We start from the raw sequence: 16,310 nt of genomic DNA on the forward strand, positions 1-16,310 counted from the left end.
CGTCAGGCCGCAACGCCACCAGGTTGCATCACCTCACGCCTCTTCACTTCACATCGCCTCAAGCAACGCCCTCACCCGCGCGACTTTCTCGCCATCGACCGCCGCGAGGCCATTGCCGTTCACGCGCACGCCCGAACCGAAATGCACCGCCTCGACGCGCGTCCTGTTCACGAAGCCCGCCAGCGCATCCATCGTCAATCCGGCGCCAGCGAGCACCGTGCAATGCGAGCCCACGGCCTGCCGCACGAGCTCACCGATCATGGCTTCCGCCTGCAGCACCGACGGTTGTCCGCCCGAGGTCAGCACGTTCGTCACCGCATCGAAGGAAAGCAGCACGTCGAGCGCTTCGTGAAGATCGCGGGCTTCGTCGAACGCGCGATGAAACGTGATCGCAAGTCCATCGGCGGCCTCGCACACGCGCGCGAGACCTTCGCGGTCGATCGCGCGCTGCGCATCGAGCATGCCGATCACGATGCCGTTCGCGCGCGCCGCCTTCACCGCGCGGATGTCGCGCAGCATCACCGCGTAGTCGTCGGCGTCGTAGACGAAGCCACGGCTATGCGGCCGCACGATCACGTTGACGGGAATCTCGACCGCGTCGACCACCGCTTCGATCAGGCCGACGCTCGGCGTCAGCCCGCCCTCGCCCATCGCGGTAACGAGTTCGAGACGGTCGGCACCCGCGCGCGCGGCAAGGCGCGCATCGGCGACGGTGGTGGCAATCACTTCGAGCAACACGGACATGAGCGCAGCCTGATGTCGTTAAAAACGACATCATCGCAGAAGCGCGAATCGTGCGGCCAGCGTCAGCGCTCCTCGTCCACCCAGTCGATATCGCCGCACAGCACGCAGGTCTCGTTGCCGACGCGCGTCGCCACCGACAGCGTCACGCACGGCAACGCCTCGTTGATCGACAGATACGGCCGCGTCACGTGCACGCGCTCCGGCGCATTGATCGCCGCACTGAAGTACGGCCGCCGCAGCCAGTTCGCGCCCTGCGCATCGGCGAGCGGCAGAAAGCGCGTTTCGTGCGCCGCGCGATCGGCGCGCAGCACGACGTTGCGTCCCGCCTGCCGGCCCTTCGCGTCGAGCAGAAAACAGCGCGCCGCGTGATCGAGCGCGAGGAAGTTCCAGCACACTTCGTCGAGCGGCTCGCCGGCAGCGAGTCTTTCGGCGGCACGTTCGAACGCGCGCAGATACGGCGCGAGCCGGCTCGCGCTACGGCGCTCGCGCGCCTCGGCCTGCTCGCGATAGCGCTCGGTGACTTCGCCAATGCAGGCGACCGCGTGCGTCGCGTCCGCGAGTCCCGGGCCCGGGCGGCCGAAGAAAAAGCCCTGCACGAAGTCGGCGTTGCAGGCGAGCGCCATCTGCGCTTCGTGCTCGGTCTCGACGCCTTCGATCAGCACCAGTTTGCCCGCCTCGTGCAGCAGCGCGACGAGCCCCGGCAGGATCGTCGCCATGTCGGCGCGATGCGCGGCGTGCGACAGCATGATGCGGTCGAGCTTGACGATGTCGGGATTCAGTTGCCAGATGCGCTCGATGTTCGAATGGCCGGCGCCGAAATCGTCGAGCGCGATCAGGAAGCCGCGCTCGCGAAACTCGCGCACCGCATCGGCGAGCCGGTCGAGATCCTCGGCGCTCTGCTCGAGCACTTCGAGCACCACACGCCGCGGCGACAGATCGAGCCGCCGCAGATTCGCGAGCAGCGCCGCCGCCAGATACGGATCGGTCAGCACGCCGGGATGCACGTTGAGGAACAGCCATTCGCGCTCCGCGCCGAGCACCTTGAAGTTCTCCAGATGCAGCGTCTGCGCGAGCCGGTCGAGCTGCAAGCCCTCGCCCACGCGTGCGGCGTCGCCGAACACGTCGAGCGGCGACACCGGCCGATCGAGCGCGTCGTGCGCGCGCAGCAAGCCCTCGTAGCCGACCGCCCGCATATGCGACAGGCTGAAGATCGGCTGAAACACGCTCGTCAGCGTCAGCTCGCCATGCTGCACCGAATAGCGATGCAGGCCCGAAGCCACTTCGACCTCGAAGCCGTGCGGCACGCTCGCCGCTCTATCCTGTTGCGCAATCGTCATGCAGTCCTCTCACGCGGGAACTGGCCGGTCCGAGCGCGGAAAGCACGCAGCCCCGCGCCGGTTCTCAAAATGTGCGTCATCGTTACCGCTTAAGCAAGCTCCATGCGCACGGTGGCGCACATATCACCGTAATTCAACCGAAAGATTGCACCGACGACGCGGCGTGTGCGCCGCCGACGGGCGCCGCACGCACCGTCGCGGTGCATTGGCGGTGCCCACCTCGCGGCCCGCGTGTGCGCGGCCGGGCTACACTCGACCCTGCGCGTGGTGGCCCCTCCACAAGAAATTCCCTTCAATCCGTCCAGAATCCACGATGGAAATTGTCTTCACCGTCCTGATCCTGTTGCTCGCCGTCGCGGGCTCGGGAGTACTGACCCGGTCGCTGCCGTTCAAGCTGCCGCTGCCGCTCGTGCAGATCGCGATCGGCGCGCTGCTCGCGTGGCCGCGTTTCGATCTGCACGTCACGTTCGATCCGGAAATCTTCATGCTGTTGTTCATCCCGCCGCTGCTGTTCGCGGATGGCTGGCGCATTCCGAAGCGCGAATTCTTCATGGCGAGGCGCGCGATCCTGATGCTCGCGCTCGGCCTCGTGTTCATGACGGTGCTGGTGGTCGGCTACTTCGTGCATGCGCTGGTGCCGCAGATTTCGTTGCCGGTCGCGTTCGCGCTCGCCGCGGTGTTGTCGCCGACCGACGCGGTCGCGCTGTCCGGCATCGCCGGCAAGGGCAAGATTCCGGGGCAGCTGATGCACATCCTCGAAGGCGAAGCGTTGATGAACGATGCGTCGGGCCTCGTCGCGCTGAAGTTCGCGATCGCGGCTGCGCTGACCGGTGCGTTCTCGCTGCGCGCCGCGTCGGTGAGCTTCGTCGTGATCGCGCTGGGCGGCCTCGCGGTCGGCGCGGCGGTCAGCATGCTGTTCAGCTTCGTGTCCACGCGCTTTCTGAATCTCACCGAGGAAGGCGACCCCGCGCCTGGCGTCGTAATGACGCTGCTGATTCCGTTCGCCGCCTATCTGTGCGCGGAACGCTTCGAGCTGTCGGGCGTCCTCGCCGCGGTGGCCGCCGGCATGACGATGAACTACACGAGCATCGCGAACGCGTGGCAGGTGTCGTCGCGAGTCCGCGCGACCAGCACGTGGACGATGATCGAGTTCGTCTTCAACGGCATGGTGTTCATCATGCTGGGGCTGCAGTTTCCGCACATTCTCGGTCGCGCGCTGCTCGACGCGCACGAAACCAGCGACCGCCAGGTCGGGCTGCTGATCGGCTACATCGTCACGGTGGCGCTCGCGCTGTACGCGATGCGCTTCGCCTGGGTGTGGCTGCTGCGCCGGTTCGCGAGCCGCGGCGCGGCGAAACAGGGCGTCGCCAATGCGGTGCCGGGGCTGCGCATGGTGTCGGTGACGACGGTGGCCGGCGTGCGCGGCGCGGTCACGCTCGCGGGCGTGCTGTCGCTGCCGGAGCTGCTGCCGAACGGCACGCCGCTGCCGGGACGCGATCTGGCGATCTTCATTGCGTCGGGCGTGATCCTGCTGTCGCTGCTGGTCGCGGTCGTCGCGTTGCCGCTGCTGCTGCGCGGCTGGCGACGCGGCAAGGATCCGCACGCGGCCGAGGAAGCGTTCGCGCGCACGCTGTCCGCGCAGGCCGCGATCCGCGCGGTCGATCAGATCCACGACACCGAATGCGCGGACCTCGACGAGTCGGAACAGGCGTACGCGACCGACGTGACCGCGCGTGTGATGGACGTGTATCGCCGCCGCCTGGCGACGCTCGACGGCGAGCAGGCGCCGCGCGAGCTGGCGCGCCGCGCCGATCTGCTCGAATTCCGCATGAAGCTCGCGGCGATGCGCGCGGAGCGCAAGGCGCTGCTCGAATTGCGCAACAGCCAGAAGATCAACGACGAAACGCTGAACAAGCTGATGCGTGAGGTGGATCTGTCGGAGACCGCGCTGACTGCGCGTAAGGGGTAGGACGTGGCGGCGGGGCCGGCGTGATCGATCGCCCCAAAAAGCAAAACCGGCACCGGCGCATTGCACGCCGGTGCCGCTCAGGCGCAAGCTCAGGCGAACGCTCAGGCCACCGGACCTTGCGCCGGCTTCCTTCTCAACAGCGCGTACAGGATGATCGCGCCGAACGTCGCGGTGCCGATGCCGCCGAGCCCGAAACCGCCGAGCTTCAGCGAGAAGTCGCCAGCGCCGAGCACGAGCGTGACGGCCGCGACGATCAGGTTGCGGTTGTCGGAGAAGTCGACCTTGTTGACGACCCAGATGCGCGCGCCCGTCACCGCGATCAGCCCGAACACGACGATCGACACACCACCCAGCACCGGGCCCGGAATCGTCTGGATCACCGCGCCGAACTTCGGCGAGAAGCCGAGCACCAGCGCGATTAGCGCGGCGATCACGAACACCAGCGTCGAGTAGATCTTCGTCACCGCCATCACGCCGATGTTCTCCGCGTACGTGGTCACGCCGGTGCCACCCGCGAAGCCGGACACGATGGTCGCGAGCGCGTCGCCGAGAAACGCGCGGCCGATATAGCGGTCGAGGTTCTGGCCGGTCATCGCGCTGACCGCCTTGATATGGCCGAGATTTTCGGCGACGAGGATCACTGCGATCGGCGCGAGCAATGCCATCGCGTGCGGATCGAACACCGGCGACGTGAAGTGCGGCATGCCGAACCACGCGGCGTTCGCGACGATCGAGAAATCGATCGGCTTGCCCATGCCGAGACCGTTGGTGACGATCGCGTAAATCACGTACGCGAGCAGCAGGCCGATCAGGATCAGCAGACGCTGCAGCATGCCGCGCGCGAACACCGCGACCGCGCCGACGCACAGCACCGTGACGAGCGCCATCCACGAATCGAAGTTGCTGCCGCTCACGCCATGCACCGCGATCGGCGCAAGGTTCAGACCGATCACGCAGACAATCGCGCCGGTCACGACCGGCGGCATCAGCGTTTCGATCCAGCGCGTGCCGACCGCCGACACGATCAGGCCGATCACCCCGTACGCGACCCCGCACGCGATGATCCCGCCCAGCGCGACCGGAATGTTCGCGTTCAGCCCGTGTCCGCCGTAGCCGGTCACCGCGATCACGAGACCGATGAACGCGAAGCTCGATCCCAGGTAGCTCGGCACGCGGCCGCCCACCAGCACGAAGAACAGTAGCGTGCCGATCCCCGACATGAAGATGCACAGGTTCGGATCGAAGCCCATCAGGAGCGGCGCGAGCACAGTCGAGCCGAACATCGCGACCACGTGCTGGACGCCCATCGCGACCATCTGCGGCCAGCCGAGCCGTTCGTCGATACCGACGATGCCGCCCTCGGCGGCGGCAGGCTGGCGGCGCCAGCGGGGGAAATAGGATGCGGCCATCGCGAGGGTTCTCCTGTGGGTCGGCGTGGTGTGTGGTGATGGCCGGCTGCGCGCGCCCAATGGCGGGCGCTCCGGCAAGTTACGCGCGAGTTTACGGAGAGCAATAAGGGCTGGCAAGCGAGAGCTGGCGGTAGGCCCCTGCGGGAGCCTGGGGGTGGGCCCCAGCGGGGAGCCAAGGGGCGGGACCCAAGGGCACAGCCCGGGGACGAGATCGGGAGGCTGCGCCGGCAAGCCGGACCAGCGCACGCGTCAATGCGCGCCGCGCCCTCCCGTATCCGGCGTCGCCTCCGCGCGGTCGGCCGGCGACGCGCTATCCACCGCGTCCACAGCGTGCGCCCCATCCGCTCCATCGCCCGCCGCGCGATACGCGATCACGCGATTGCGGCCGGCGCCTTTCGCGAGGTAGAGCGCTTCGTCGGCGGCATCGACCAGCGCGCGGCTCGTTTTGAAGCGCTTGCTCCGGGCGGTCGCCGTGCCGACGCTGACCGTCAGCACATGATGCGCGCTGGCCACATGACGGCACTGCAGCGCCTGCACCGCCGCGCGAATCTGCTCGCCGATCTGCTGCGCGCCGGCCGCGTCGGTGTTCGGCAGCAGCACCGCGAACTCCTCGCCGCCGTAGCGCGCCGCGGTGTCGCCCGGACGCCGCACGTTTTGCGCGATGCAGCGCGCGACGCCGATCAACGCTTCGTCGCCGGCCGAGTGGCCATACAGGTCGTTGAAGCCCTTGAAGTTGTCGACGTCGATCAGCAGCAGCGACAGCGGCCAGCCGCTGCGCTGCGCGCGCCGCCATTCGTCGCTCACGTGTTCCTCGAACGCGCGGCGGTTGTTCAGGCCCGTCAGGCCGTCGGTGCGTGCGAGTTCGCGCAGTTCCTCCTCGGCCGCGCGGCGGCGCTGCAACTGCTGCGAGAACAGGATCGCGAGCGCGATGATCGTCACGTCGAGCGCGGCGATCAGCGTGCCGATGATCCACGCGCGCCGCCGCCATTCGACGTAGATGTCGTGGGTCGACAGCGCGACGTCGAGGATCAGCGGATAGACGTCGATATGGCGGAACGCGTACCAGCGCTCGACGCGGTCGATCGCCGCGGTGCCGAAGAAGCCGCCGCTCGGCCGCTGGATAAAGCGCGAATAGTTCGCGGTACCGGTCAGGTTGATGCCGATCGTTTTCGGATCGTACGGACGGCGCATCAGCATCGTGCCGTCGCTCAGCATCAGCGCCATCGAGCCGCTCGGCCCGAGCTTCATGCCGTCGAACAGCCGATGGAAATAGGTGAGCCGCAACGTGCCGACCACCACGCCGCCGAAGCCGCCGTCGGGCCGCGAGATGCGCCGGCTCAGCGCGATGCGCAGATCTTCGTCGCTGCCGCTCGGGCTGAACGGATGGCTGATGTAGAGGCCGAGGTTGGGCGCATCGCGATGCACGGTGAAGTAATCGCGGTCGGCGAGATCGGCCGGACGGGGTGGCGCGGGCAGCGTCGACGTGCGCGAATCGAAGCGCACGTTGCCGTGTTCGTCGAGCACGAACACCGAGCCCATGTCTTTCGCGCTGATCGAGCCGTCGAACAGCACCATCTGGCGGATCTGCGGCGGCAGATCGAGCACCCCCGGCTGATTCAGCCCATCGATCACCGCGCGCAACGACAGGTCGTAGATCTCGAGATTGCGCGACACGTCGCGCTCGACCAGCAGCGACACGTTGAAGACCGCGTCCTGCGAGCGCCGCAACGCATCCTCGCGCATCTGTGCGAGCAGCCATACGGCAATCGCGAGAATCGCGCCGGCTAGCACGATGCTGATCGCAATTACGGCGTTCGGTCGGCGCGTCACCATTCGCTGTTCGTTCGGACATGCGCTGAACCACGCGCGTGAAGAAGCGGCCGCGTCTCAGTGATTACCCTAAGTGCGCACCCTGTGAGTAACTAGCGTAGCAGACCCCACCGCCTGCAAATCGGCGAACAGACGCGTTTTTGCCGCCCAAGCCGCGAACCGGCTTCAGTCCCGCGCCGGCAAAGCCTCTGCCGGCAAGCATTTGTGGCCGCCTGTCCGGTTATCCAGCCACCGCCAAATTTATCGGATAGCAAATGCCAATTGACTGGATAGTTCGCCCCGTCGATTGGGTATTCAATCGGGCCTGTCGTTATTCAAACGATTTGACAAGGAGTGGGACACATCATGAGCGAGCAACGCAGCGCCTCCGAATGGAGCGAATTCGTCAGCGGCTGTCTGGACTTCCGACCGGCGGAAGGGGTCTACCGGATTGCCCGGGAAATGTTTACGGAACCCGAGCTGTTCTCGCTCGAGATGGAACACATCTTCGAGAAGGCCTGGATCTACGCATGCCACGAAAGCGAAATCCCGAACAATAACGATTTTCTGACGATGCGCGCCGGCCGTCAGCCGCTGATCATCTCGCGCGACAGCGCCGGCAAGCTGAACGCGATGATCAACGCGTGCCAGCACCGTGGCGCGACGCTCACGCGCATGAGCAAGGGCAACCAGTCGACCTTCACCTGCCCGTTCCACGCATGGTGCTACAAGAACGACGGCCGCCTCGTGAAGGTGAAGGCGCCGGGCGAATACTGCGAAGACTTCGACAAGTCGACCCGCGGCCTGAAGAAAGCACGCATTGAGAGCTACAAGGGCTTCGTGTTCGTGAGCCTCGACGTCGACGGCACCAACGCGCTCGAAGACTTCCTCGGCGACGCGCGCATCTTCTTCGACATGATGGTCGCGCAATCGCCGACCGGCGAACTCGAAGTGCTGCCGGGCAAGTCGACCTACACGTTCGACGGCAACTGGAAGCTGCAGAACGAAAACGGTCTCGACGGCTATCACGTGAGCACCGTGCACTACAACTACGTCGCGACCGTGCAGCATCGCAGCGAGTCGAACGCGAAGAAGGGCGAGGCGCCCAGCGGCACGCTCGACTACAGCAAGCTCGGCGCGGGCGACGCGGAAACCGACGACGGCTGGTTCGCGTTCAAGAACGGTCACAGCGTGCTGTTCAGCGACATGCCGAACCCGGACGTGCGCCCCGGCTACGAGACCGTGATGCCACGCCTCGTCGAAGCGTACGGCAAGGACAAGGCCGAGTGGATGATGCACCGGCTGCGCAACCTGAACATCTACCCGAGCCTGTTCTTCATGGATCAGATCAGCTCGCAGCTGCGGATCGTGCGCCCGATCGCGTGGAACAAGACCGAGATCATCAGCCAGTGCATCGGCGTGAAGGGTGAGTCGGCGAAGGATCGCGAGAACCGCATCCGTCAGTTCGAAGACTTCTTCAACGTGTCCGGCATGGGCACGCCCGACGACCTCGTCGAATTCCGCGAGCAGCAGCGCGGCTTCCAGGCGCGTCTGGAGCGCTGGAGCGACATCTCGCGCGGTCATCACAAGTGGGAAGCCGGCGCGACGCGCAACACGACGCTGCTCGGCATCGCGCCGAACCTGACCGGCACCGAACTGACCCACGAAGGGCTGTACGTGAACCAGCACGGCACCTGGCGCGACACGATCCTCAAGGGCCTCGCCAAATCCAACGAATCGAAGGGAGAGCAGGCATGAGCCAACTTCAACATTCCGTCGAGCAGTTTCTGTATCTGAAGTCGGACCTGTGCGACAAGCAGCAATGGGATGAGTACGTCGACCTGTTCGATGAGCAGAGCACCTTCCACGTGCCGCAGTGGGATTCGGAGCACGTGTACACGACCGATCCGAAGCAGGGCATGTCGCTGATTTACTACTCGGACCGCGCCGGCCTCGAAGACCGCGTGTTCCGTCTGCGCACCGGCAAGTCGGCTGCGTCGACGCCGCTGCCGCGCACGATGCATCAGATCAGCAACGTGCGTCTGACCGAGCGCGCGGACTCGCTCGTCGAAGCCGCCGTGAACTGGTCGACGATGTACACGCGCCACGGCTCGAGCGACTACTTCTACGGTCGCGCGGTGTACGACCTGAAGCCGTCGGGCGAGAGCTGGAAGATCACGCGCAAGCACGTGCTGCTGCTGAACGACCACATCAACGCAGTGCTGGACTTCTACCATCTGTAAGCAGGAGCACGACGATGAAACATAAAGTCGCGTTGAGCTTTGCCGATGGCAAGACCGCGTTCTTCGACGTTGGCCCGAACGAGCTGCTGCTCGACGCGGCGCTGAAGAACGGCGTGAACATTCCGCTCGACTGCCGCGAAGGCGTGTGCGGCACCTGCCAGGGCCGTTGCGAATCGGGCGAGTACACGCTCGATTACGTCGACGAGGAAACGCTCAGCGAAGAAGATCTCGCACAGCGCAAGATCCTGTCGTGCCAGACGCGCGTGAAGTCGGATGCGTCGTTCTATTTCGACTTCGATTCGACGCTGTGCGAAGGTGCCGGCACGAGCACCGTGAGCGCGAAGGTGGTCGGCGTCGAACTGGTGTCGGCGACGACCGCGATCCTGCGCGTCGACGCGAGCGCGCACGATCGTCAGCTCGATTTTCTGCCGGGCCAGTATGCCCGCGTGAAAGTGCCCGGCACGGAAGACTGGCGTTCGTATTCGTTCGCCAATCATCCGAACGAGCGCAACGAGCTGCAGTTCCTGATCCGCCTGCTGCCGAACGGCGCGATGAGCAACTATCTGCGCGAGCGCTGCAAGGTCGGCGACGCGATCGAGTTCGAAGCGCCGCTCGGCGCGTTCTATCTGCGCCACGTCGAGCGTCCGCTCGTGATGGTCGCGGGCGGCACCGGGCTTTCCGCGTTCCTCGGCATGCTCGACGACATTTCGGCCAAGCGCAATTGCGCGCATCCGGTGCACCTGTACTACGGCGTCACCAATGCGGCCGATCTGTGCGAGACCGAGCGCATCAACAACTACAAGGCCAGCATCGAAGGCTTCGCGGTCGAGACGGTCGTGATGAATCCGGCGCCGGAATGGTCGGGCAAAACCGGTCTGATCCCCGAGCATTTCGACCGCTCGTTTCTCGAATCGAACGGCTTCGATATGTACGTGTGCGGACCGCCGCCGATGGTCGAAGCGATCAAGACCTGGCTCACCGAGCAGGGTATTCAGGACTACCGGCTGTACTACGAGAAGTTCGGCGAGAGCAACGCGCGCTAAGCGACGTTGCTGGCCACGCGGCTAGCGAGCTGTTCGCCAGCCGATGTACCCGAACCTGGATGGGCTTACGATGTCCCGTTCCGTCGTGAAAGCGATGGGCGGGACATTTTCATTGGTGGGAGTGTTTGGCGCCCGGCGCCTAACGTCTTGCCGCGCGCTTGAGCGTATCGGATGGCGACTCGCCGAACAGCGCCTTGTACTCGGTCGAGAAGCGCCCGAGATGCGACATCCCCCAGCTCAACGCCACCGACGAAATATTGCGCACCGAGCGATCTTCGAGAAGATCGCGCCGCACCGATTCGAGCCGGTAACGCTTCAGATACGCGATCGGCGCACAGCCGAAATACTGACGGAAGCCGTCGAACAGCTTGAAGCGCGACACGCCCGCCGCGCGCTCGATATCTTCGAGCGTGATCGGTTCGCGCGCATTGTCGTGGATGAACTGACGCGCGCGGGTCAGATAATGCGGCGGCGTCAACGCCGACGCATTGGCCAGTTGCTCCGAGTAGTTATGCGGCTGCGACAGCAGCAGGCCTTTGAGCAAGGTCAGTTCGAGTTCGCTCGACATATACAGATGCCCGAGCGACGGCCCCGTACGCTCCATCTCGCCGACCAGAAACTTGACCATGCGCCACCACGACGCCTGATCGCCGACGGCCGCGTCCATGTCGGGCTGGAACACGAGTGGCGCTTCGACCGGACGTTGCAGCATGTTTTGCAGCACCTGCTGCAGCGCCGAACGCGGAATCGCGACGTGCAGCTTGCGGCAATTGCCCATGATCGCGAGATCCTGCGACTCCTGCGGACTGACGATCAAACCGCAATCCTGATCCGACAGCCATGTCTTGCCATGCGCGGCCAACTCCTGCTGCCCGACCATCGGCAGACTCACGCTATAGCAATTCAGCGGACTGTTTTCGCGCACCGCGACCGTGACGTCGGTGCCGTATTCGACGTAGCCGATCGTGGTCGCCATCGAGCGCAGCACGGTGCCCGACTGATGAAACCGCAGCCGTTCCGGACGACCAACCTGCAAGCCGTGCGGGCCGCAAATCGATGCCATCCAGTCACGCGCGCCGTCCAGGTCGCTTAACGCGGCCTGGATATCGCGGTTGTTCGGCTCCGATGTTGATCGCATACGCAAAAAAACGACTACCAAGGACTCTTTCGCGCACCCGGGAAATCCATGAGGGGCGCAAAACGGGGGACGTTGTGATTTCGCAAGACTACCTCAACCGGGCTTGATCTGCGCAAATGAATAAAAACATTGTCGGCCGACAAGGAAACGTTGCGCGCACAAGGAACCTTTGTCTCCGCATGGCCGCTGTGGGTTTGGTGCTTTATCGCGCGACGTCAGGCGGATGAAAACCGATCGAAAGCCAACGTTTTCATCATGCGCCTAAATACATGGAACGCCGTGAAATTTTCCGGCTTCTGCGCTCATTCCGTGCAAGGTTATGCAGAAATATTCAATTTTCCTTAAGTCCGCTCGCGTTCGATCCGATATCCGGTAAATGGGATACCCAATTTGGGGCGCACGCAGCTCCGGCACCAGATGGGTAGAAAAGCGCAAAGGCCGCAGAGAGGAGCAGCGGTTTTCAAGACGTGCCCTACATGCCCGGACCTGAGAGTCCATTGCGAACGTTTTACGTTTCGTTATTGGAGAAAACAAAAAGTGAACTTCAATCGCCTCACCATCAAAAGCAAGCTCATTGCTGGCTTTGGCCTGCTGTCCCTGATCGTCGTCGCAGTCTCGGGGATTTCGCTGAAAGCACTGAGCGATTCGACCGACGGCTTTACGAACTTCGTGCGCGGCGTCAACGCGCGAGCCGACATGGTCGTGCAGGTGCGAACCGCGATCGACCGCCGCGCGATCGCCGCGCGCAACCTCGTGCTCGTCACCAAACCGCAGGACATCGAGCTCGAAAAAGCCGACGTACTGCGCGCGCACGAAGACGTGCAGACGCATCTGAAGCAGCTCAACGACATGCTCGCGAAGGCCACCGATGCGACCGACAAAGCGCGCAGCCTGGTGGCCGAAATCAATCGCATCGAGGCATCGTATGGCCCGGTCGCGACGCATATCGTCGGTCTCGCGCTCGACGGCAAGCGCGACGAGGCAACAAGCGAAATCGACGACCAGTGCCGGCCGCTGCTCGCCGCGCTGATCCGCGCGACCGACACGTACGCCGAGTACACCCGCACGCGCCAGGAGCAACTGATCAGCGATTACGCCGCGCACTATGAAACCCAGCGCAACCTGCTGATTGCGATCTGCGTGGCCGCGATCGCGCTCGCGATCGCGTCGTGCTGGCTGATCGCGCGCGCGGTGACCGGCCCGCTCGGCTTTGCGATCGATGTTGCGCGCACGGTGTCGCAAGGCGATCTGCGCACGCGCATCAGCGTCGACGGCAAGGACGAAACCAGCAAGCTGCTCAGCGCGCTGCGCGAGATGAACGAGCGGCTCACGGCGATCGTCACGCGCGTGCGCGACAGCAGCACGAGCATCTCCGGCGCGGCACGCGAGATCGCCGCCGGCAACATGGACCTGAGCCAGCGCACCGAACAGCAGGCGGCGTCGCTGCAGGAAACGGCGTCGAGCATGGAAGAGCTGACCTCAACGGTTCGACAGAACGCAGAGAACGCGCAACAGGGCAGCACGCTCGCGTCGAATGCGTCGTCGGTTGCGCAGAAAGGCAGCGCGGTGGTTGGCCAGGTCGTGAGCACGATGCAGGAGATCAGCGACAGCTCGACGAAGATCGCGGACATCACCGGCATCATCGAAGGCATCGCGTTCCAGACCAACATCCTCGCGCTGAACGCGGCGGTCGAAGCGGCGCGCGCCGGCGAACAGGGCCGCGGCTTCGCGGTGGTCGCGAGCGAAGTGCGCAGCCTCGCGCAACGCTCATCGAGCGCGGCCAAGGAGATCAAGGATCTGATCGCGACCTCGGTCGACCGGATCCGCGACGGCTCGGCGCTCGCCGGCGAAGCGGGCAAGACGATGAACGAAGTCACGCAGGCGGTCGCGCGCGTGACCGACATCATGGCGGAGATCGCGGCGGCATCGAGCGAACAGAGCCGCGGCATCGAGCAGGTGAATCTCGCGATCACGCAGATGGATAACGTGACGCAGCAGAACGCGGCGCTGGTCGAACAGGCGGCGGCTGCGTCGCGCTCGATGGAGGATCAGGGGCAGCAGTTGAATGAGGCGGTGGCGTTTTTTCAGGTGGCGGGGGGTGGTGAGGGGGTGATGTCGGCGCGTGGTTTTGCTGCGGGGGGTGGCGCTTCAGCGCCTATGCCTGCGCCTGCGCCGCGCAAGGAGTTGCCGCGGCGGGACACGATGGCGCCGGTTCAACGCGTCGCACGCACGGTGACGACCGCACAGGCGGCCGCGTTGCCGGTGGCGAATGCTGCGTCGGGTGGCGCGCTCGTTGCGGCGGATGATGGGTGGGATAAGTTTTGAGTGAAGGGGGGGTGGTAGCGCGGCGTGGGCTCTTGAGGGCGTGTCGCGCGGGATACGTGTGCTCCAGCGATATGCGCGCGCCGTGTGGCGGCGCAAAAGCGAACGTAGAAATACAGTCTCAAGAATGCAAAAACCGGCGCAAGGCCGGTTTTTGCATTTAAGGAATCTTGTGTGGTGGGAGGAGGATCGAGCTCTCGACCGCAATATAAGCTACAGCGCGCGTCCCCTGACGACAAAAGATGCCCCCAGATCGCTGCCCTGCACTGTTATTTGCAGTGCAGGGCACCTTCAGTTGCCAAAGTGATGGGCACTTCGACATTGGGCTCGCACCACCCGAAAAACGCCATAGCCAGCTTTCTACGGAAACACAACGAAGCCCTGCCGTTCGTACTCAATCGGATACGCATCTCCGACAACCGAGCCAACGCGAAAGCCAGTTCCCGTCCCTCCTTGCGAAAATCCTCCCATGAAAACTGATCGGGCTTTTCCGGAAAATATTCCTCGTACCAACCGATCCAACGGTTGAACCGCTCGACCAGCTCGTCAGGCAGGCCGAGTGCAGCATGGTTGACCATGCGGAACTGCACCTTCGCCTGGCTGGCTTCCCATCTGGGGATGCCAAATGCCGCTGCTACCCCATTCAGACCAGATTCGTAAGCGGCTGCGCTCGTATTCGATGGGCGCTTTCATACCAGCTCCGATCAAGATGCTCTTCAATCAGAGATTCTGTTCACGCATCGCCACCATAAGTCTCTTCGTAGAACTCACGAATCGTCTTCCCGTTATATGTCCAGTGCGGGCCCGGTGCCACGCTGTACTCCAGATTCATATCTAAGCGCGTTGCAGACGTCAGCGACATGACCTCGTCGTCAAAGCGAACCTTGCGGTTGCTTTCGACCGTCGCTATTGCATCGGTATGCACCGACCGAAGCTCGGCCCCGACAGGAATCCCCATTTCCTCAAAATCGAGATTCGGGCGACGCGCCTTTAGCTGCTCCGCAGCGACAATGGATTGCTCATCGACCAACGTTGGCTGAGCCTCGATTTCGGTCGTTGCGTCCTGAACATGGAGGAGCCGGAGAATCGCAATCGCCTGATCCGGTTCAATACGGAAGAACTCTCTCTTCGGGTTAACTCTGCTTGGCGCAAAGGCAAGATGCAACGCTTTCTCCACCTCTTCCGGGTTGGGAACCTTACAGGCGAACTCCAGCTTGAACGGAACCGGAACGCCCGTTGTATAGTGCTGACCGATGCGAGCGTTGGCGTCCTCTTGGATCGTGTAGCCGATCTTCACCAGACCGGGCATAGCCGGGTTGGTCAGTACATATACGATGCTCAAAGCCATCCTGCTTCCTCAATTCGCGACCACAGCGCAACAACTACAGAACGACGCTAATACGCCCAATCCTCATGCCGTACCGGCAATCGATTCACCTCGTCGCGAGCCTGTCGCCACTGTGGCATGAATTTATCCATCAGCGACTGGAACCGCGCATTGTGCGTTGGCTCGATCAGATGCAGCAACTCGTGTACGAGGATGTACTCCAGGCACTCTGACGGCTTGCGAGCCAGGTCCGTATTCAGGCGAATGTTACCGGACACCGGATTGCAGCTTCCCCACTTCGTCTTCATGTGCTGCACAAGAATACGTCGCGCGCGAACACCTAATGACTGCTCCCACTTCGCCAACAATGGCGGTAAAGCACACCGCACCTGCTCCCGATACCACGCATCAAGCACTTCATGGCGGCGGCCTGCGTCACTGCCGGGACGCACCGCGAGTTCGAGCGTCGAATGCTTCAGTTTGACCATCGGCGCAGCATCAACCTCCACGATCCGCAGCAAATAGCGCTTGCCCCAGACGTAGTGGCTCTCCCGATTCAGATATTCGCGAGGCGTCTCGCGCTCCTGCGCCTGCAGCTTGCGCTGCTGCCGCCTGATCCAGTCCAGCCGGGTAATCGCGTACACCCGGATGAGGTCCAAAGCCATATTCCGCGGAGCTGAAATACGCACACGGCCATCGGGCGGATACACGCTCAGATGAACGTGCTTGATGTCCTTCCTCACGACATCGATGCTCATCTCGCCGAGATCGATGCTGCTGCGCGGCTCGACGCTCAAATCAATACTCCTGTCGCTGGGCTTCGATAATCAGGAAGATACGTTAGAAGTGGGCGCGCAAATTCGGACGGTCGGATAAGTGGAACGCTCGGGGCCTGAGCCGGCGATAATGCCGACAAAGGAACCAGGAAGATGACGAAGAGAACCCGACGGACGCACTCAGCCGCGTTCA

Annotated in this window: 13 protein-coding genes; 5 read left to right on the top strand and 8 right to left on the bottom strand. The window is 63.8% G+C overall.

What is annotated here, in order from left to right:
- Positions 1–48: 48 nt before the first annotated feature.
- Together HHL14_RS21175 and HHL14_RS21180 are read right to left on the bottom strand one after the other, a co-directional pair.
- Entirely contained in the window at positions 49–744 is a 696-nt protein-coding gene (locus HHL14_RS21175) for a copper homeostasis protein CutC (protein WP_169499568.1), read from the bottom strand.
- A gap of 62 nt (positions 745–806) precedes the next feature.
- Positions 807–2,081, bottom strand: a complete 1,275-nt coding sequence (locus tag HHL14_RS21180) for a sensor domain-containing phosphodiesterase (RefSeq protein ID WP_169499569.1) — start codon at positions 2,079–2,081, stop codon at positions 807–809.
- A 313-nt stretch (positions 2,082–2,394) separates the two neighbouring features.
- On the opposite strand from HHL14_RS21180, the gene HHL14_RS21185 reads away from it, so the two are divergent.
- Positions 2,395–4,050, top strand: coding sequence for a Na+/H+ antiporter (locus HHL14_RS21185; protein ID WP_169499570.1), 1,656 nt, complete (start codon positions 2,395–2,397; stop codon positions 4,048–4,050).
- 101 nt (positions 4,051–4,151) lie between these two features.
- On the opposite strand, the gene HHL14_RS21190 is transcribed toward HHL14_RS21185, so the two are convergent.
- Together HHL14_RS21190 and HHL14_RS21195 are read right to left on the bottom strand one after the other, a co-directional pair.
- Positions 4,152–5,459, bottom strand: coding sequence for a solute carrier family 23 protein (locus HHL14_RS21190; protein ID WP_169499571.1), 1,308 nt, complete (start codon positions 5,457–5,459; stop codon positions 4,152–4,154).
- Positions 5,460–5,708: 249 nt separating this feature from the next.
- A complete protein-coding gene (locus HHL14_RS21195; RefSeq protein WP_169499572.1) occupies positions 5,709–7,292 on the bottom strand; it encodes a sensor domain-containing diguanylate cyclase in 1,584 nt (527 codons plus the stop codon).
- A 342-nt stretch (positions 7,293–7,634) separates the two neighbouring features.
- Between HHL14_RS21195 and antA the strand changes: the two genes are divergently transcribed.
- From antA to antC, 3 genes are read left to right on the top strand one after another with little or no spacing between them, the layout of a single operon-like run.
- The gene (antA, locus tag HHL14_RS21200; protein WP_169499573.1) at positions 7,635–9,026 is read left to right on the top strand and encodes an anthranilate 1,2-dioxygenase large subunit; all 1,392 of its coding nucleotides are present in this window, start codon (positions 7,635–7,637) and stop codon (positions 9,024–9,026) included.
- Positions 9,023–9,511, top strand: coding sequence for an anthranilate 1,2-dioxygenase small subunit (gene antB, locus HHL14_RS21205; RefSeq protein WP_169499574.1), 489 nt, complete (start codon positions 9,023–9,025; stop codon positions 9,509–9,511). The genes antA and antB overlap by 4 nt, the downstream gene beginning before the upstream one ends.
- A gap of 14 nt (positions 9,512–9,525) precedes the next feature.
- Complete coding sequence (antC, locus tag HHL14_RS21210) at positions 9,526–10,554, top strand: anthranilate 1,2-dioxygenase electron transfer component AntC (protein WP_169499575.1); 1,029 nt, start codon at positions 9,526–9,528, stop codon at positions 10,552–10,554.
- Positions 10,555–10,693: 139 nt separating this feature from the next.
- Here antC and HHL14_RS21215 read toward each other — a convergent pair whose 3' ends face one another.
- A complete protein-coding gene (locus HHL14_RS21215) occupies positions 10,694–11,692 on the bottom strand; it encodes an AraC family transcriptional regulator (protein ID WP_169499576.1) in 999 nt (332 codons plus the stop codon).
- Positions 11,693–12,229: 537 nt separating this feature from the next.
- On the opposite strand from HHL14_RS21215, the gene HHL14_RS21220 reads away from it, so the two are divergent.
- Entirely contained in the window at positions 12,230–14,017 is a 1,788-nt protein-coding gene (locus HHL14_RS21220) for a methyl-accepting chemotaxis protein (RefSeq protein ID WP_329601710.1), read from the top strand.
- Between the two features lie 266 nt (positions 14,018–14,283).
- Here the strand turns inward: HHL14_RS21220 and HHL14_RS21225 are convergent, their stop codons facing one another.
- The 3 genes from HHL14_RS21225 to HHL14_RS21235 all read right to left on the bottom strand — a co-directional run bounded on the left by HHL14_RS21225 (position 14,284) and on the right by HHL14_RS21235 (position 16,099).
- Positions 14,284–14,592 (bottom strand): hypothetical protein, encoded by a 309-nt coding sequence (locus HHL14_RS21225; RefSeq protein ID WP_169499578.1) that lies wholly within the window; start codon positions 14,590–14,592, stop codon positions 14,284–14,286.
- A 155-nt stretch (positions 14,593–14,747) separates the two neighbouring features.
- Entirely contained in the window at positions 14,748–15,362 is a 615-nt protein-coding gene (locus HHL14_RS21230) for a GIY-YIG nuclease family protein (RefSeq protein ID WP_169499579.1), read from the bottom strand.
- 47 nt (positions 15,363–15,409) lie between these two features.
- A complete protein-coding gene (locus HHL14_RS21235) occupies positions 15,410–16,099 on the bottom strand; it encodes a M48 family metallopeptidase (protein WP_169499589.1) in 690 nt (229 codons plus the stop codon).
- Positions 16,100–16,310: the final 211 nt, after the last annotated feature.

The organism is Paraburkholderia antibiotica (assembly GCF_012927125.1).
GTDB lineage: Bacteria > Pseudomonadota > Gammaproteobacteria > Burkholderiales > Burkholderiaceae > Paraburkholderia > Paraburkholderia antibiotica.